The organism is Sanguibacter sp. Leaf3, assembly GCF_001425965.1.
GTDB classification, from domain to species: domain Bacteria; phylum Actinomycetota; class Actinomycetes; order Actinomycetales; family Cellulomonadaceae; genus Sanguibacter; species Sanguibacter inulinus.
In genome coordinates this window covers 1,223,091-1,238,584 of sequence record NZ_LMRH01000001.1, presented here as the reverse complement: position 1 = coordinate 1,238,584, position 15,494 = coordinate 1,223,091, and the positions used below count along the sequence as shown (strand labels likewise).

Genomic DNA, 15,494 nt, shown 5'->3' with positions numbered 1-15,494 from the left:
GCTCCGTGACCGGTTCCCTCCTCGTCCAGAGCCTCATCCTCGGCGTGCTGCTCGGCGGGCTCTACGCCCTCCTCGCAGCCGGCCTGACGCTGTACTTCGGTGTCATGCGCGTCGTCATGATCGCCCACTCGGCCTTCCTCATCCTGGCCGCCTACCTCGCGTGGTACGCGAACTCTCGGCTCGGCATCGACCCCCTGCTGACCCTCGTGGTCACGGTCCCGCTGTTCTTCGGGGTCGGCGTGGTCATGCAGCGTCTGCTCATCCGGCGGCTGCGGCCCGCGACGCTCACCATGATGTCGGTCCTGCTGACCTTCGCCATCGCGCTGTTCATCGAAGGCCTCATCGGTTTTGTGTGGGGCGGGACCCAGCGCCGCACCCAGCTGCCCTACTCCTCGTCGAGCCTCGAGATCTTCGGCGCCCGCATCGCCGTGGTCAAGCTCATCGCCTTCGGGCTCGCGGCGCTCTCGCTGCTCGCCCTGTACCTGCTGATGAAGCACACGCGGTTCGGGCAGGCGCTGCGCGCCACGATCCAGCACCCCGAGGCCGCCCAGCTGGTCGGCATCAAGACCGACCGTGTCGCGGGCCTCGGCTTCGGGCTCGGCCTGGCGACTGCGGCCCTCGGCGGGACCGCGCTCTCGCTCGACGCCACCATCTACCCGTCGCTGCACTGGCACTGGATCGGACCGCTGATGGCGATCATCGTCGTCGGAGGTCTCGGCTCGATCCCCGGCGCTGCCATCGCCGCCCTCGTCCTGGGAGTGGGCCAGAGCCTGCTGCAGGTCCCGCTCGGGACCACGTGGGCGCAGACCATCTTTTACGTCGCCCTGTTCGTGACGCTCATGGTGCGTCCGCAGGGGTTCTTCGGAGGTCGCCTTGCCCAACGCTTCTAGCACCCTGGCCGCACCGTCCCGCGAGACCACGACCCGACCGCCCACCTCACGCCGCACCCGCCGCATCGCCGCGGCGCTCGCGCTCGTGGTCGGTGCGCTCGTGGTCGCGCTCTTCCCGTCCATGGCCCCGAACGCCTACATCCTCTCGGCCGGCGTCGTCGTCCTGTCCTACGCCTGCACAGCCACCTCGTGGAACTTCATGGGCGGCTTCACCGGCTACATCTCCCTCGGGCACGCCGCCTACTTCGGTCTCGGCGCCTACGGCACCGGCATCATCATCCGGGAGCTCGAGCTGCCGTCCTTCGTCGCGTGGGCCCTGGCCGGGGTGGTCGTCGCGATCATCACCGTGCCGATCGGCATCGCGGCGCTGCGCGTGCGCGGGGCGTCCTTCGTCATCGTCTCGATCTCCTTCGTGCTCATCCTGCTGCTCGTGTTCCAGGGCTGGGGATCCTTCACAGGCGGGTCCAACGGCCTCGTCGTCCCGCGCCCCTTCCCGGACCTCATGCGTCCTGAGCACCACCGCGTGTTCTTCTACCTCTTCGCGGCGCTCCTCGCCGTGATGCTCGTGCTGTGGTGGGCGATCGACCGCTCACGCTTCGGCATCGGCCTCAAGGCGATCCGCGAGGACGAGGACAAGGCCGAGGCCCTGGGAATCCCCACCCGCAACTACAAGCTCGTCGCCTACGTCGTCTCGGCCACGCTCACAGGCCTGGCCGGCGGCATGTACGCGCTGTGGTTCGGAGACCTCGACCCGATCTTCCAGTTCTCGATCCTGCTCGGGTCGTACATGGTCCTCATGGCGCTCCTGGGCGGCATCCGCAACCTCTTCGGGCCTCTCGTCGGGGCCGTGATCGTCGGGGTCGCGCTCGAGGTGTTCAAGCTCGAGTTCGGCGACACGCAGTTCCACCTCGTCGCGACGGGCCTGCTGCTCGGGCTGGTCGTGCTGTTCATGCCCGACGGGATCATCCCCGCGGTCCAGGCCGGGCTGCGGCGCCTCGGCCCGCAGTCGTCCTCGATCCGCGAGATGACCGCGAGCGAGCTCGCCGAGCGCAACGCCGCCGCCGGCATCAACGGCGACTCGGTGTTCTCCGGCGGGCCGGCCGCCCCCGAGCAGTCCCCCGACCCCGCCGTCGCCCGGCACGCCGGCGGACCCACCCCTGCCCCCGAGGAGGAGCGATGAGCGAGACGACAGGGTCCAACCTCAGCACCCGAGGCCTGACCAAGGTCTTCGGCGGCGTGCGCGCGGTCGACGGCGCCGACGTCACCTTCCACGACGGGAAGATCAACGCGCTCATCGGGCCCAACGGCTCCGGCAAGACGACGTTCTTCAACTGCGTCACCGGGATGATCAAGCCCGACTCCGGCACCGTCACCTTCCGCGGGCGCACCATCACCGGGCGGTCGCCGCACGTGATCGCGCACGCGGGGATCGGGCGCAGCTTCCAGCTGTGCCGGATCTTCCCCCGCATGACGGTCCTGGACAACGTGCTCGTCGCCGTCCGTCGCACGCGCATCCGCGATCTGCTCGCCCCCGCCCGCACAGACGAAGAGGTGGCCAAGGCACGCCAGCTCCTCGTGCGCGTGGGGATCGACCACCTCGAGGACAGCGAGGCACGCGACCTGTCCTACGGGCAGCAGAAGCTCCTCGAGCTCGCCGGGGTGCTCATGGGCGACCCCGACACGATCATGCTCGACGAGCCCGCGGGCGGCGTGAACCCGTCGCTCATCGGCCGGATCGGTTCTCTCGTCAAAGAGCTCAACGCGGAGGGCACCACCTTCCTCATCGTCGAGCACAACATGGACCTCGTGATGAGCCTGTCCCACCACGTCGTCGTCTTCGACCGCGGCAGGCCGATCGCCGAGGGCACACCCGACATCGTCCAGTCCGACCCCCGAGTCCTGGAGGCCTACCTTGGCGTCTGACCTCACACCCCAGACACCGTCGAGCCCGGGCGGCGACCTGCTCGTCCTCGACGACATCCAGGCTGGCTACGGCCGGGCGGCCATGGTGCTGCGCGGGCTCACCATCCGCGTGCCGGCCTCGACCGTCGTGTGCCTCGTCGGGCCCAACGGCGCCGGCAAGTCCACCGTGCTCAAGGTCGCGAGCGGGCTGCTCAAGCCCGCCTCGGGCCGGATCGTGGTCGACGGCACCGACGTCACCGGCCAGGGACCGCAGGAGATGTTGACCTCGGGCCTGGCCCACGTGCTCCAGGGGCACAGCGTCTTCCGCGAGATGACGGTCGCCGAGAACGTGCTGCTCGGCGCGTACACGATGCGCGACAGCGCGCAGATCAAGGAACGGGTCGAGTTCGTGCAGAACCTCTTCCCGATCGTCGGCGAGCGGTGGAAGCAGCTGGCCGGTCTGCTCTCGGGCGGCCAGCAGAAGCAGGTCGAGTTCGCCCGGTCGCTCATGGTCAGCCCGAAGGTGGTCCTGCTCGACGAGCCGTCGATGGGCCTCGACCCGAAGACGACCACCAAGGTGTTCGAGCAGATCGTGCGCATGCGCGACGCCGGCGTGGCGGTGCTGCTCGTCGAGCAGAACGCCCGCCGGGCGCTCGAGACCGCCGACATCGGCTGCGTGCTCGACCTCGGCCGGGTGCACATCACCGGGCCCGCGCGCGAGCTGCTCGCCGACCCGCAGCTGTCCGACCTGTACCTGGGCGGACGGCCCGGGGAGAACAAGAGCGCTGTGTAGGGCTGGGGTGATCGACGAGGGGGACCGTGCCACCGGCACGGTCCCCCTCGTCGTCTCGAGTCCCGCGCACCGTCAGTCGGTCGAGCCCGACTCGGAGTAGTCCGTGCGCAAGACCGTGGCACGGTCGAGGAACGCGGCGTCGGAGGTGATGAGGGCGAGCGTCTCCACCTGGCGCACGACCCCCCGGTGATAGCTCCCGGGCTGCCACTCCTGGTCCTTGCAGTACTGACCCGCGCAGTAGTACGAGACGTCGCCGGGAGCGCGGTAGGCACCGAAGGCCTGGAGCACCGTCGTGGCCGCACCGTCGAAGAGCTCGACCGCTGCCTCGTCCGACGTGAGGCGCGCGTAGTCGTAGAGACCGAAGGTCGCGTAGATGTGCCCGTTGACCACCTGGACGGGTTCGACCGACCCGACGTACTCCTCGAACCACAGGCACCCGGCCTCGTCGACGTGAGCGAACCACGGGGCTGAGTCGTCGTCGGACGGGCGCTCGACGCCGAAGGTGCGGAAGGTCTGCTCGGCCGCCCCCACCCACACCGGGTCTCCGGTCTGCGCTGCCAGCCGGGTGAAGAGGGAGAGTCCCTGGCCCTGAGCCATCCCGGAGTACCAGGGTGCCTCGAGAGTCATCGCCTCGTCCCCGTGCATCGAGTACTCGAAGGGGTAGGCGAACCACAGCGCGCCGTCCTCCGACACCGTCGCACCCTCGAGGAGACGGGTCGCGGTCGCGAGCGCACGACGCAGGTACTCGGGATCGCGGGTGAGCTCGTAGGAGCCGAGGGTGGCCAGCCCGTACTGCGCGAGTGCGACCGGGTGGTAGTCAGGGCCTCGGCCGTGGGTCGCCTCGCTCACCAGGGCCCCGTCCGCGTCGACGACGGGGTCGTCGAGGTCGACGAGGGTCCGCTCGGTGACCGCGTAGTAGTCGCGGGTGACAGGGCCCGGTCGCAGGCCGCTCACCCCGAAGCCGGCCACGGTCCCCGCAGCACCGGCGGCCGGTGCGAGACCAGGGCCGTCCAGGCACGAGACCTCCACGGGTACCGCGGGCTCGGCGGCGCACGAGGTCAGGGACGTGACCACGAGCCCGAGCACGACGGCCGCGCTGCCGAGCCTGACGGCACGGGCCGCCCGGCTCGCTGGCGCCTGCGCGAGATCGCTCGCCGGTCTGCGGTGTCGCTCGGTCGATGGTCGGACGGGTCGTCGACGACGGTTCACTGGTGCCCCCCGGCTTGTGCACACCCGAGGAGTCGAGCGGCAGGAGTCGCCCCTGTGCGCATCCTCGCGAGCAGGCGGGCGCGGTGCCCTGACCTGGGTGTATGCCCGCGACGCTAGCAAGGAGGAACGCCGAGGCCATCCACCCGTGGGCCTACGGGGACGTCTCGCGGGCGGCCGCACCTCCCCCTGCAGGTGGAGGGCCACGGGCATCACGGCACCAGGCTCGGCGAGTCGGTGGTGGTCGAGCAGCGTCCTCGCGGCGCACTGGCCAGGTCCCGCGCTGCTGGTCAGGTCATCCAGCGCTCTCGGATCACGAGAGTGTTCGAGGAGCCCTCATGCAGAGCTCACAGGATCGGTGACCGACAGCCCCAGGTGCACAGCGACGGTCTTCATCGTCGAGTCGTGGGTCGCGATCGTCACCGGCTCGCCGACGAGGAGCGCGGTCGCCAGGTGCAGAGCGTCAAGAGTCTTGATGTGCCGTTCGATCGACTCGGCGACGGAATGTGTCTCTCGGGTGATGTCGAGCATGCCGACACGGTCGAGCAGCGGCGCCGCGTCGGAGAGCGGGCGGCCATCGCGCCGCAAGACCCGCACCACCTCGGTCCGGAGGAGGCGTGAGGAGACGTAGGTCGTCCCGGGAGCCTGCATCCACTCCTGGAGGCTCGACCGCTCGGGGACGTCCAGGATGGTCCGGAGAGCCACCGAAGAGTCGAGGTAGACGATGCGCGATGCCACGGGTCAGTGGTCCCCGCGCATCTCGTCGAGCATGACATCGACCTGGGCGTCCGTGTACGCCGGGCCACCTGGGCTCTCGGGCCAGGGGACGGGCGAGACGGCGGGCGGGGTGTACCGCCCCTCACGCTCTAGCCGGACGAGAGGCGTGTCCTGCTCCCCGACGGGGCTGAGACGCCACCGTGGCGTCCCCCGCTCGGTCACCACGACGTCCTCGGTCGAGGTGACCCGGTCGAGGACGGCCGCCGTGTGCTGGTTGAGCTCGCGCTTGGTCACGGTCTGCATGAGCCGATTGTACTACTCATGTCTGACATTCATCCGACGGAGTGTCGACCGACATGCTGCACATCGCAGCGGAGCGCCGTGGCACCGTCGCCGCGCACGACCTCGTCCGGGATCGGCTCACCCGGGGAGGAGGTGATGCCGCCAACTCAGAGGATCTGGGGCCACGTACTCGTGCTGGAGGTCCACGACCCGCGCGATGTGCTCGAAGTCGTAATCCGCTGCCAGCACCGTCGCGTCGTTGACCATGGCATAGCCCGCGATCACGATGTCGATCGCACCAGCGGCCCAGACCAGGCCCGCATCCCAGAGCGCGCTCTGGATCTCGAGGACCAGCGACTCGTCCGGAGCACGCTCGAGCGGGAACCCCAGAGAGAGCTGGTCACGGAACGCACGGTGCGAGACCGGGGTGCGCGCGCTGTGACAGTGCTCGAGAACCTGCGGGGCACACGTGACGAACAGGTCCGCCGGAGCCTTCTCGATGCGGCGCAGGCGATCGGTGATCCCTCGGTCACCGCTGGCCAACCGGGCCCACACCGAGTTGTCGACGAGATAGTCGGTCACCTCCGTCAGGCCTCGGCGGGAGGCACCACGGGGGCACCGAGACCCGACTCGAGGTCGGCCTGCCCGGCGATGCCGTCGACCATGGCCCCCTCCTGCTTGGAGGCGATGAGTCGCCGCAGAGCAAGATCGACACCGGGGACGGCGAGAGCTGTCGGCATGGTTAGGCTGGCCAGATGGCGACAGTCCTCCTCGTGCGGCACGGCCGCACCACAGCGAACGCGTCCGGGGTGCTGGCCGGCAGGGCCGTCGGCGTCGCCCTCGACCAGATCGGCCGCGATCAGGCGACTCTCACCGGGGACCGGCTCGCAGCCGTCCCCCTGGTCCAGGTGGTGACGAGCCCTCTCGAACGCTGCCAGCAGACCGCGCAGCACATCCTCGACCGACAGACCGGCTCGCCCGGTCTCACGGTCGAGGCTGATCTCACCGAGTGCGACTACGGGCAGTGGCAGGGCCGGACGCTGGCCGAGCTCGCGACCGAGGCACTCTGGCCGACCGTGCAGGCGCAGCCCTCAGCGGTCGTCTTCCCCGGTGGGGAGTCGATGGCCGGGATGCAGGCCCGGGCTGTCGCAGCGATACGCCGCCACGACGCGGCCGTCGAGGCCGAGCACGGCCCTGGGGCCGTGTGGGCGGCCGTGAGCCACGGCGACATCATCAAGTCCATCCTCGCGGACGCCCTCGGCACGCACCTCGACCTGTTCCAGCGCATCGACGTCGGTCCCGCCTCGGTGTCGATCGTCCGCTACGGCGCGAGCAGGCCGACGGTCCACGCGACCAACACCGATGCCGGCGACCTCTCGTGGTTGTCGCAGGGCCGCGCGTCGGGAGATGCACCGGTGGGTGGCGGCGCCGGGCACACGGCACCGTCCGGCACCGGCGTTTAGAGTACTTGCATGCCTACACGCGTCCACGACTTCGACTGGCCTGACCGGATCGTCGTCGGCACCATCGGTCGTCCCGGGGAGCGCACGTTCTACCTCCAGGTCCGTTCCGGGACCCGGACGGTGAGCATCGCCCTCGAGAAGCAGCAGTCAGCCCTGCTCGCGGAGAAGATCGACGAGATCCTCGACCAGCTCCTCACGGTCGAGGGCAACCCCTTCAGCGTCCCGACAGGCACACCCCCCGAGCTCGTCGACAACGACCCTCTCGACACCGTCGAGGAGGACTTCCGCGCCGGCACCATGAGCCTGGGCTGGGACCCGACCACCGCGCAGGTGGTCATCGAGGCCTACCCCCTCGCCGAGGACGACGCAGACGACATCGACGACGTGGCCCCGGTGTCCGACCCCGACGACGTCGACTCCGAGATGCTGCTCGTGCGCATCCCCGTCGGGACCGCGCGCGCCTTCGCCAAGCGCACCCGCGAGGTCGTGGGCGCGGGGCGCCCGGCGTGCCCGCTCTGCGGGTACCCGGTCGACCCCGACGGGCACACCTGCACCCTCCCCGAGGTCTGATGCCTGCAGAAGACCTGGTGACCGGCGAGCTCACGGTCACCGGCCGCATCAGGACGGCCTCCAACGCGACGTTCTTAGGTTCCATCGGCGACGTGGTCGTCGTCTACAAACCGGTCGCCGGGGAGAGCCCGCTGTGGGACTTCCCCGACGGCACCCTGGCTCAGCGCGAGGTGGCCGCCTACAGGGTCTCGGAGACCCTCGGCTGGGGTGTCGTCCCCCAGACCTGGTTGCGCGACGGTCCCTTCGGCGAGGGGATGGTCCAGCTCTGGAAGGAGCCCGACCCCGAGCACAGCGCCGTCGACCTCGTCCCGAGCGACGAGGTGCCCTCGGAGGGCTGGAAGCAGGTCCTCCAGGGAGAGGGCGCGGACGGCCGGCTCGTCACCCTCGTCCACGAAGACACCCCGGCGCTGCGGCGCATGGCCGTGCTCGACCTGCTCGTCAACAACGCCGATCGCAAGGGCAACCACGTCCTGGCGATGACCGACGGCCACAGGTACGGCGTCGACCACGGGCTCACCTTCCACAGCGAGCACAAGCTGCGCACGGTCCTGTGGGGATGGGTCGACGACACGCTGACCGCTGACGAGCTCGACGGCGTCGAGCGGGTCCTCGCAGGTCTGGACGGCGACCTGGGCGCAGAGCTGGCCGAGCTGCTCAGCGCCGACGAGATCGCTTCGCTCGCGGCTCGCTGCTCTGAGGTTCGCTCCACGGGGCTGTTCCCGGGCCCCTCCGGTGAGATGCCTGCGGTCCCCTGGCCGCTGTTCTGACGGAGCTGCCGTCGACCGCTCGACGCAGAGGTCGCGTGCTCTCCCGGCGCCCTCGATACGCTGGTCAGATGACTCGCTCCCCCAGTCGTCGCCCGTCCCGGTCATCGCTCACTACCCTTGCCGTCGCCACCGTGCTCGGGCTCTCTGCCTGTGCGACGACGGACACGACGCCGCAGGACGAGACGTCGGGCGAAGGCCAGACGCTGGCTGAGCTCACCCAGACCCTCGACGGCATCGAAGGCCTGACGTTCTCCCGTGTCGACGGCTCAGACCGCAACATCAAGGGCAACAGCGGGTTCACCGTCGACGTGACCCTCGACCCCGGGTACCAGCTCGACGACCCCGAGGCCCTCGTCACCTACCTCGTCGAAGCAGCCTGGTCGGTCGAGGACAGGACCATGCCGAGCACGACGGTCGAGATCGGCTACCAGGGCATCGTCGGCGACGGGATCGACCTGGGCGAGGCTGCGAAGCAGTCCGGGTGGGTCTCGAGCGAGGCGCGGACCGGTGATGTCTCCCCCCAGGGGTTCTCCAGGGTGTCGATCCCCGTGGCCGACTACGCCGTCGACAACGGCGTGCCGGAGACCGTCGACAGGCTCGGGGAGTGGCCCGGCGAACCGCCCGCAGTCCCCGCCGGGCTCACCTCGCCCCGCGAGGGCTGAGCCGGCGGCTCAGGGATTCAGGTTGCAGGCCCAGTCCTGGGCGTCCCGCAGCTGCATCCTGGCGGAGGCACGCTCGACGCCTGCTGCGGTCATCTGGTCGACCAGCGTGGTGCAGAGCCCGCTCTGCCCGGCGTCGGCGAAGCCCGCGACCACGACGCTCGTCCCGGAGTCGATCACGGTGAGCCTGGCCGCACCGGCCCCGACCGCTGTGGTCATGGCGTCGACCAGGACCTGCTGGCGACCGTCGACCGGTCCCGCGTCGAGCCTGAGCAGCGCCTCGGAGGTGGACCGGCGCTGGATCGACACCTCCCAGGTGGTGGCGTCGACCCCCGCGATGCCGGTCCCGAGGCCGGTGACCTCGTCGTAGCTGCCCGCCAGCCCCACAACGTCCTTGGCCTCCACCGAACACCGCAGGTCGAGGATCGCCCGCTCCCCCGAGCCGTCACCGGTGTCCCGGCGCGCGAGGTTCGCCGAGTGGCAGGCAGTCCCGTCGACAGCCTCGAGCATGCCGGCGAGCACCTCGGTGCCGGGGTCGTAGCCGGTCTGGATGCCGGAGAACCCGCCATCTGGCCGAGTCGTGCTCAGGACGATCTGCGTCGCCTCCGGTCGCCTGTCGGGGAGCTCGTCGATCCGCCTGTCGACCTCCGTGAAGGCCGCCAGCTGATCCGCAGCGCTCGGCACGTCGTCCCAGAAGAGCTGGATGGTCAGCGTCGAGCCCTGGCCCATGTCCACCTGGAAGGACGCGCTGTCGACGAGGCCCTCGTCGATGACGGCCCGCTCGAGCTCGCTCAGGTTCGTCGGGTCGGCGACGGCGGTCGGCGTCGGTGACGACACCGACGGACCGGGGTCCGGCGAGCCGGTGCACGCCGCCAGGGCGAGGACGGCTGCGATGGACAGGGCCACGGAGGTCGAGACTCGGGTGCGCACGTCACGAGTCTAGGCACGGCGTCGACCGCTGCCGCGGTAGGCGGTAGCACTCAGGGCCGCTCAGGCAACCGCCAACGGCGTGATCGCTGCGACCTTGTCCCGCAGCGCCCGTCGTTCGAGCCGCAGCTCATAGCTCGACTGCAGATTCATCCAGAGCTCCTCGGAGGTCCCGAAGTAGCGCGCTAGACGGATCGCGGTATCGGCCGTGATACCCCGCTTGCCGTGCACGATCTCGTTGATCCGACGCGGCGGCACGCCGATAGCGACCGCGAGCTTGTTCTGCGTGATCCCGAACCCGTTGATGAAGTCCTCCATGAGGATCTCTCCAGGGTGGATCGGGTCGATCAGGTCGGTCTCAGTGGTAGTCGACGAGCTCGACATCTTCCGCACCTCCATCTCTCCAGACGAAGCAGAGACGCCACTGCGCCTTCACACGGATGCTGTGCTGTCCGCGGCGGTCGCCGACCAGACGCTCCAAGCGGTTCCCTGGCGGGACCCGAAGTTCGTCGACATCCTTCGCCGCGTGGATCAGCTCAAGCTTCCGCAACGTCACCCGCTGAACCGCCCGGTCGACGCGCTTGGCGTACTGCTCATTCCAGAGGCGCTCGGCGTCCTTGCTGCCGAACGATCTGATCACGGGACCAGCGCATGACGGGCACCGTCATTGACGCTAGACGTTAAAGCGGAACTCCACGACGTCGCCGTCCTGCATGACGTAGTCCTTGCCCTCGATGCGGGCCTTGCCCGCCGAGCGTGCAGCGGCCACGGAACCGGCCTCGATCAGGTCGTCGAAGGAGATGACCTCGGCCTTGATGAAGCCGCGCTCGAAGTCGGTGTGGATCACGCCGGCGGCCTGCGGGGCCGTCCAACCCTTGTGGATGGTCCAGGCGCGGGCTTCCTTCGGACCTGCCGTGAGGTAGGTCTGCAGACCGAGGGTCTCGAAGCCGACACGGGCCAGCTGGTCGAGGCCGGGCTCGGCCTGGCCGGAGTCGGCGAGCATCTCAGCGGCCTCGTCGGGCTCGAGCTCGACGAGCTCGGACTCGAACTTCGCGTCGAGGAAGATCGCCTGGGCGGGCGCGACGAGCGCACGGAGCTCGTCCTGGAACGCCTGGTCGGCGAGGCCTGCGTCGTCGGTGTTGAAGACGTAGATGAAGGGCTTGGCCGTCATGAGCTGCAGACCGGCGAGCTGCTCGAGGTCGAGCTTGGCCTTGGCGGCCCCGGAGAACAGTGTGGTGCCCTCCTCGAGGACCTTCTGCGCGTCCTGGGCCGCGGTCAGCAGGGCGGCGTCGCCCTTCTTGATCTTGACCTCCTTCTCGAGGCGCGGGATCGTCTTCTCGAGAGTCTGGAGGTCGGCGAGGATCAGCTCGGTGTTGATCGTCTCGATGTCGTCCTTGGGCGAGACCTTGCCGTCGACGTGCACGACGTCGGGGTCGGCGAAGGCGCGGGTCACCTGGCAGATCGCCTCGGCCTCGCGGATGTTGGCGAGGAACTTGTTGCCCAGGCCCTCACCCTCGCTCGCACCGCGGACGATCCCGGCGATGTCGACGAAGGACACCGTCGCGGGGAGGATGCGCTCGGAGCCGAAGACCTCGGCGAGCTTCCCCAGGCGGGCGTCCGGCAACGGCACCACGCCGACGTTGGGCTCGATCGTGGCGAACGGGTAGTTCGCCGCGAGCACCTGCGCACGGGTGAGAGCGTTGAAGAGGGTCGACTTGCCGACGTTGGGGAGTCCGGCGATCCCGATAGTGAGGGCCACGGGAGAAGAGTCTACGGGGCTGGCGGCCCTCGATGCCCCGGACGGCCCCGGTGGCGCCCCAGACCAGACCCGATGTGATCTTCGCCCGACCTGGTACGCACGTCTCGGATCGCCCTCCGCCGTCGGCGATAGTGGTCTGAGCGCACTCGCTCCCCCGCCGACGTCTCCCACCACCGACCGTCGGCCAGCAGCACCGTCCACGGCCCACAGCCGCCAGGGCGCACGACCACGAGGACTCCATGACGACCGCACCACCCGCCCCCGGTTCGACGACAGCCGAGGGCACAGCCGCAAGCACGGGCACCACCAGACCAGGCGCTGCCGGACCGCGTACCGCGGGACGAGGCGCCTCGCAGTCCGGCGAGCAGACCGCTCGCGGCAGCGGACCGGACCGACGCCGTGTCGCCACCTCGCCGATGTTCGTCGGCATGATCGCCCTGGTCTCGCTCGGAGCCTTCGAGTCGCTCGCCGTCTCGACAGCGATGCCCGTGATCGCCGCGTCCCTCGACGGTCTGGCCCTGTACGCGCCGGCCTTCGCGCTGACCATCGCGACCTCGGTCATGGGCATGGTGCTCGCGGGACGCTCGACCGACCGTGGGACCGTCGGCCCGTCGCTGCTCGGCGGGGTGGGCGTCTTCGTCCTCGGTCTGCTCCTCGCCGGGCTCGCCCCGTCGATGGGTGTCCTGCTCGTAGGACGCGCGCTCCAGGGGCTCGGGTCGGGGGCGTACATCGTCGCGCTCTACATGATCGTCGCGCGCCAGTACTCGGGGGCGGCGCGGGCCAAGGTGCTCGCGGCCTTCTCGACCGCCTGGGTGGTGCCGTCCCTCGTCGGGCCGCTCCTCGCCGGGATCGTCGTGTCGCACCTCGGGTGGCGGTGGGTGTTCCTCTCGGTCGCGATCCTCGCCGTCCCGGCCGTCCTCATGCTGGTCTCCGCAGTCCGGGACAGCGCCAGGACCGCCACGACCGCGGGCGACGACCCTGCTGCTCCGCCCGCGACAGGCCCGGCCTCACGCCGGGGGGCGCTCTGGTGGGCTGCCGCGGCGAGCGCAGGCGTCGCGCTGATGTCGCTCGGGACCGAGAACCACAGCGCCCCGGGCTACACGATGATCGCGGTCGGCGCCGTCGTGGTCCTCGCGGTCGCCCCACGACTGCTGCCCCGGGGCACGCTGCGTGCGGGGCGCGGGCTGCCGACGGTCATCGCGCTCCGCGGGCTCGTCGCCTCGTCCTTCTACGCCGCCGAGGTGTTCTTGCCGCTGATCCTCCAGCAGGAGCGGGGCTTCAGCCCGGCCCGATCGGGCATCGTCCTCACAGCCGGCGCCGTGACGTGGGCCCTCGGCTCGCTCATGCGCAGCAGGCTCACGTGGTCCTCGGCAGCGTTCTTGCGGCTGGGCACCTGGCTCGTCGTCGTGGCGATCGCCGGGGTGGCGCTGCTCGTGATCCCGTCGGTCCCGGCCGAGCTCACCTACGTGGCGTGGGCGGCCGGCGGCCTCGGGCTCGGCATGGTGTTCCCGACGCTCGCGATCCTCGTCTTCGACCTCTCCCCCACCCACGAGCAGGGGTCGAACACGTCGTCGTTGCAGGTCGCGGACGCCCTGAGCAGCGCGTTCTTGCTGGCCCTCGCCGGGATCGCCATCGCGTGGCTGGTCCCGAGCGTCGGCGGGGTGGGGTACCTGGGTGCCTTCGTGCTCGCCGGGCTGGTCGCCGTCGTGGCAGCAGTGGTCGCACCTCGTGCGACGACGGACGCTCCGGCGACGGCGGACGCGACGACGACGACGGCTGGCGCGGCAGGCTGAGCGCGGACCGCTCGCGTCATCGGCTCGCGACCACCTGCTGCAGGAGCTCCGGGGCGCGATGGTCGTAGACCGCCGCGCCGATCCGCACACCGGCGACCCACCAGAACCCTCCGAGACCTACACCGAGCCCGAGGGCGAGCCAGCCGAGCCCTGGGCTGCTCGAGACGACGGCCACGACCCCGACGGCGACCTCCGGCAGCGCGAGCAGCGCCAGGACGGCCCAACCACCGGCCTGCGTGGCGAGGTCGGCCACCGCCGACCCCTGGGGAGAGGAGAACGGCCCGTCCCCAGGACGAGGCACCGGGTAGACGAAGCGCGCCGACACGACGCTCGAGATCCCGAGGGCTGTGAGCAGGATGCCCACGGAGATCCCCGCGACCGCGGCGAGGTCCTGCCACCGACCGGTGCTCGCCACGACCCCGAGCACCACGGCCGCGATCACCGGGAGACCGACGAGCGTCGCTGCGACAGCGCGTCCTAGTCTGTCGGCGCGGCCCGGCAGCCCGGCTCCGAGGTGCGCCCAGAAGGCTGAGTGGTCGTAGGCCACGTCGGCCGAGATCGTCCAGCCGACGAGGAAGGCCGCCAGCGGGCAGGCGACGAGGACGAGTCCGCCGTCGCCGCGGTCGAGCAGCGCGAGCACGAGCGGCAAGAACGGGACCACTGCGAGGGCCCCGAGATAGCGCGGGTCTCTGCGCCAGTAGGTGAGACACCTGGCGGCGACGGCCGAGGCCTGCACTCCCAGGACGCGGTCGAGCAGCCGCTCGACAGGCCGGCCGAGCATGCCTCGTCCTCCGAGCAGCCCTCCGCCTCGGCGTGCCGTCGAGCCGTGCGCCCCAGGGTGGCGGGCTGTCGACGGCGCAGGTCCGACTGCTGCTCTGGCGAGGCCGCGGAGCCACAGGCCGACGAGGACCGCGAGGACGGCGACAGCGATGCCCGCCCGTGCCGCAGCACCGGCGAGGTCATCGGTCGCGACAGCCGCGGGGACTGCCCACGCGGCTCCGAGGGGTGTCCACCCGGCGAGCTCGGCAAGCCTCTCGACCTGGACCGTCCCGGTCGAGCGCGGGACGAGCCATCCGGCTGCAGGGACCGCGACAGCAGTCAGGACGAGCAGGACGAAGACCCCGGAGTCCCGGAACCTGCGCGCCGAGCGGGCCGGCGCCAGCAGGGTCGTCCACGTACGGGACCCGACGACGCACGTCGCCACGGCCAGCACAGCAGCCGGGAGCGCGGCGACGAGCGCCGCCGGTTCCGCCCGCCAGACGACAGTCGAACCTGCGACCAGGAGGACGGTGAGGACGCCTGGCGCTCCGACAAGACCCGCCGCACCCAGCCCGAGGACGAGGTCGCGACGCCGGAGCCCGAAGAGCCGCAGGCGCTCGGCCGAGAGCGTGGAGTCGACCCCGAAGGCCACGAGCGGGACCACCCACCAGGCCGCGACGAGCGCTGCACCTGCGACCACGACCCAGGACGCGGCGAGGGCGGGATCACGTCGCGCGAGGACAGCCAGCGCGACGAGCAGCAGACCGACCACAGCGAGGCCGTAGACGAAGGACAGGACCAGCGCGATCATCTGCCAGACGCTGCGCGTGAGCGCGTTGACGAGCAGCCTGACCTTGAGCGCGACGACATGCCTGGCGACGGGCCGTGAGGGCGGTCGTGCTCCCGGGTCGAAGGCTGGGGGCACAGCCGGGACGTGACCGTCCGCGGGTTCGGCGCCCGGCCCGAGGCCACCCGCCGTCCGGTCCCGCAGCTGTCCCGCCGTCATC

General features: G+C 70.6%; 19 protein-coding genes. 9 read left to right on the top strand and 10 right to left on the bottom strand.

Annotated features, from left to right (window positions below; all coding sequences use genetic code 11):
- Positions 1 to 5: 5 nt before the first annotated feature.
- The 4 genes from ASG53_RS05350 to ASG53_RS05335 are packed head-to-tail and all read left to right on the top strand — an operon-like array spanning position 6 to position 3,585.
- On the top strand, positions 6 to 890 hold the full coding sequence (locus tag ASG53_RS05350; RefSeq protein WP_056129430.1) for a branched-chain amino acid ABC transporter permease: 885 nt from the start codon (positions 6 to 8) through the stop codon (positions 888 to 890).
- Positions 874 to 2,070: a branched-chain amino acid ABC transporter permease gene (locus ASG53_RS05345; protein ID WP_235533838.1), complete on the top strand. Its 1,197-nt coding sequence runs from the start codon at positions 874 to 876 to the stop codon at positions 2,068 to 2,070. The genes ASG53_RS05350 and ASG53_RS05345 overlap by 17 nt, the downstream gene beginning before the upstream one ends.
- Positions 2,067 to 2,813, top strand: coding sequence for an ABC transporter ATP-binding protein (locus ASG53_RS05340; protein WP_056129429.1), 747 nt, complete (start codon positions 2,067 to 2,069; stop codon positions 2,811 to 2,813). The genes ASG53_RS05345 and ASG53_RS05340 overlap by 4 nt, the downstream gene beginning before the upstream one ends.
- Positions 2,803 to 3,585 (top strand): ABC transporter ATP-binding protein, encoded by a 783-nt coding sequence (locus tag ASG53_RS05335; RefSeq protein WP_056129427.1) that lies wholly within the window; start codon positions 2,803 to 2,805, stop codon positions 3,583 to 3,585. The genes ASG53_RS05340 and ASG53_RS05335 overlap by 11 nt, the downstream gene beginning before the upstream one ends.
- 72 nt (positions 3,586 to 3,657) lie before the next feature.
- Here ASG53_RS05335 and ASG53_RS05330 read toward each other — a convergent pair whose 3' ends face one another.
- The 5 genes from ASG53_RS05330 to ASG53_RS19795 all read right to left on the bottom strand — a co-directional run bounded on the left by ASG53_RS05330 (position 3,658) and on the right by ASG53_RS19795 (position 6,530).
- Positions 3,658 to 4,659, bottom strand: a complete 1,002-nt coding sequence (locus tag ASG53_RS05330; RefSeq protein ID WP_162246133.1) for a D-glucuronyl C5-epimerase family protein — start codon at positions 4,657 to 4,659, stop codon at positions 3,658 to 3,660.
- A 468-nt stretch (positions 4,660 to 5,127) separates the two neighbouring features.
- On the bottom strand, positions 5,128 to 5,529 hold the full coding sequence (locus ASG53_RS05325; RefSeq protein ID WP_056129423.1) for a type II toxin-antitoxin system VapC family toxin: 402 nt from the start codon (positions 5,527 to 5,529) through the stop codon (positions 5,128 to 5,130).
- 3 nt (positions 5,530 to 5,532) lie between these two features.
- On the bottom strand, positions 5,533 to 5,811 hold the full coding sequence (locus ASG53_RS05320) for a type II toxin-antitoxin system Phd/YefM family antitoxin (RefSeq protein ID WP_056129418.1): 279 nt from the start codon (positions 5,809 to 5,811) through the stop codon (positions 5,533 to 5,535).
- Positions 5,812 to 5,928: 117 nt separating this feature from the next.
- The gene (locus ASG53_RS05315) at positions 5,929 to 6,372 is read right to left on the bottom strand and encodes a PIN domain-containing protein (RefSeq protein ID WP_056129414.1); all 444 of its coding nucleotides are present in this window, start codon (positions 6,370 to 6,372) and stop codon (positions 5,929 to 5,931) included.
- A 5-nt stretch (positions 6,373 to 6,377) separates the two neighbouring features.
- Entirely contained in the window at positions 6,378 to 6,530 is a 153-nt protein-coding gene (locus tag ASG53_RS19795) for a hypothetical protein (protein WP_200945449.1), read from the bottom strand.
- A gap of 15 nt (positions 6,531 to 6,545) precedes the next feature.
- On the opposite strand from ASG53_RS19795, the gene ASG53_RS05310 reads away from it, so the two are divergent.
- The 4 genes from ASG53_RS05310 to ASG53_RS05295 all read left to right on the top strand — a co-directional run bounded on the left by ASG53_RS05310 (position 6,546) and on the right by ASG53_RS05295 (position 9,252).
- On the top strand, positions 6,546 to 7,253 hold the full coding sequence (locus ASG53_RS05310) for a histidine phosphatase family protein (RefSeq protein WP_056129411.1): 708 nt from the start codon (positions 6,546 to 6,548) through the stop codon (positions 7,251 to 7,253).
- A 9-nt stretch (positions 7,254 to 7,262) separates the two neighbouring features.
- Complete coding sequence (locus ASG53_RS05305; protein WP_056129407.1) at positions 7,263 to 7,823, top strand: DUF3090 domain-containing protein; 561 nt, start codon at positions 7,263 to 7,265, stop codon at positions 7,821 to 7,823.
- Positions 7,823 to 8,590 (top strand): SCO1664 family protein, encoded by a 768-nt coding sequence (locus ASG53_RS05300; RefSeq protein WP_056129404.1) that lies wholly within the window; start codon positions 7,823 to 7,825, stop codon positions 8,588 to 8,590. The genes ASG53_RS05305 and ASG53_RS05300 overlap by 1 nt, the downstream gene beginning before the upstream one ends.
- A 131-nt stretch (positions 8,591 to 8,721) precedes the next feature.
- A complete protein-coding gene (locus ASG53_RS05295; RefSeq protein WP_056129399.1) occupies positions 8,722 to 9,252 on the top strand; it encodes a hypothetical protein in 531 nt (176 codons plus the stop codon).
- Between the two features lie 9 nt (positions 9,253 to 9,261).
- Here the strand turns inward: ASG53_RS05295 and ASG53_RS05290 are convergent, their stop codons facing one another.
- Genes ASG53_RS05290 through ychF form a run of 4 tightly spaced genes read right to left on the bottom strand, consistent with a single transcriptional unit; the run spans position 9,262 to position 11,935 of the window.
- On the bottom strand, positions 9,262 to 10,179 hold the full coding sequence (locus ASG53_RS05290) for a hypothetical protein (protein ID WP_056129390.1): 918 nt from the start codon (positions 10,177 to 10,179) through the stop codon (positions 9,262 to 9,264).
- A gap of 60 nt (positions 10,180 to 10,239) precedes the next feature.
- Positions 10,240 to 10,560, bottom strand: a complete 321-nt coding sequence (locus tag ASG53_RS05285) for a HigA family addiction module antitoxin (RefSeq protein WP_056129388.1) — start codon at positions 10,558 to 10,560, stop codon at positions 10,240 to 10,242.
- On the bottom strand, positions 10,535 to 10,816 hold the full coding sequence (locus ASG53_RS05280; protein ID WP_056129386.1) for a type II toxin-antitoxin system RelE/ParE family toxin: 282 nt from the start codon (positions 10,814 to 10,816) through the stop codon (positions 10,535 to 10,537). Before ASG53_RS05280 ends, ASG53_RS05285 begins: the two co-directional genes overlap by 26 nt.
- Before the next feature lie 33 nt (positions 10,817 to 10,849).
- A complete protein-coding gene (gene ychF / locus ASG53_RS05275) occupies positions 10,850 to 11,935 on the bottom strand; it encodes a redox-regulated ATPase YchF (protein WP_056129384.1) in 1,086 nt (361 codons plus the stop codon).
- Positions 11,936 to 12,174: 239 nt separating this feature from the next.
- Between ychF and ASG53_RS05270 the strand changes: the two genes are divergently transcribed.
- Entirely contained in the window at positions 12,175 to 13,728 is a 1,554-nt protein-coding gene (locus ASG53_RS05270; RefSeq protein ID WP_056129382.1) for an MFS transporter, read from the top strand.
- Positions 13,729 to 13,744: 16 nt separating this feature from the next.
- On the opposite strand, the gene ASG53_RS05265 is transcribed toward ASG53_RS05270, so the two are convergent.
- Entirely contained in the window at positions 13,745 to 15,493 is a 1,749-nt protein-coding gene (locus ASG53_RS05265; protein WP_156382671.1) for a hypothetical protein, read from the bottom strand.
- Between the last annotated feature and the right edge of the window lies 1 nt (position 15,494).

What these genes read in the sequence shown, in the direction of transcription:
- ASG53_RS05305 (WP_056129407.1), top strand. Translation starts at nt 7,263, where the DNA reads ATGCCTACACGCGTCCACGACTTCGACTGGCCTGACCGGATCGTCGTC.
- ASG53_RS05320 (WP_056129418.1), bottom strand. Translation starts at nt 5,811, where the DNA reads ATGCAGACCGTGACCAAGCGCGAGCTCAACCAGCACACGGCGGCCGTC.
- ASG53_RS05310 (WP_056129411.1), top strand. Translation starts at nt 6,546, where the DNA reads ATGGCGACAGTCCTCCTCGTGCGGCACGGCCGCACCACAGCGAACGCG.
- ASG53_RS05340 (WP_056129429.1), top strand. Translation starts at nt 2,067, where the DNA reads ATGAGCGAGACGACAGGGTCCAACCTCAGCACCCGAGGCCTGACCAAG.
- ASG53_RS05300 (WP_056129404.1), top strand. Translation starts at nt 7,823, where the DNA reads ATGCCTGCAGAAGACCTGGTGACCGGCGAGCTCACGGTCACCGGCCGC.
- ASG53_RS05270 (WP_056129382.1), top strand. Translation starts at nt 12,175, where the DNA reads ATGACGACCGCACCACCCGCCCCCGGTTCGACGACAGCCGAGGGCACA.
- ASG53_RS05285 (WP_056129388.1), bottom strand. Translation starts at nt 10,560, where the DNA reads ATGTCGAGCTCGTCGACTACCACTGAGACCGACCTGATCGACCCGATC.
- ASG53_RS05265 (WP_156382671.1), bottom strand. Translation starts at nt 15,493, where the DNA reads ATGACGGCGGGACAGCTGCGGGACCGGACGGCGGGTGGCCTCGGGCCG.
- ASG53_RS19795 (WP_200945449.1), bottom strand. Translation starts at nt 6,530, where the DNA reads ATGCCGACAGCTCTCGCCGTCCCCGGTGTCGATCTTGCTCTGCGGCGA.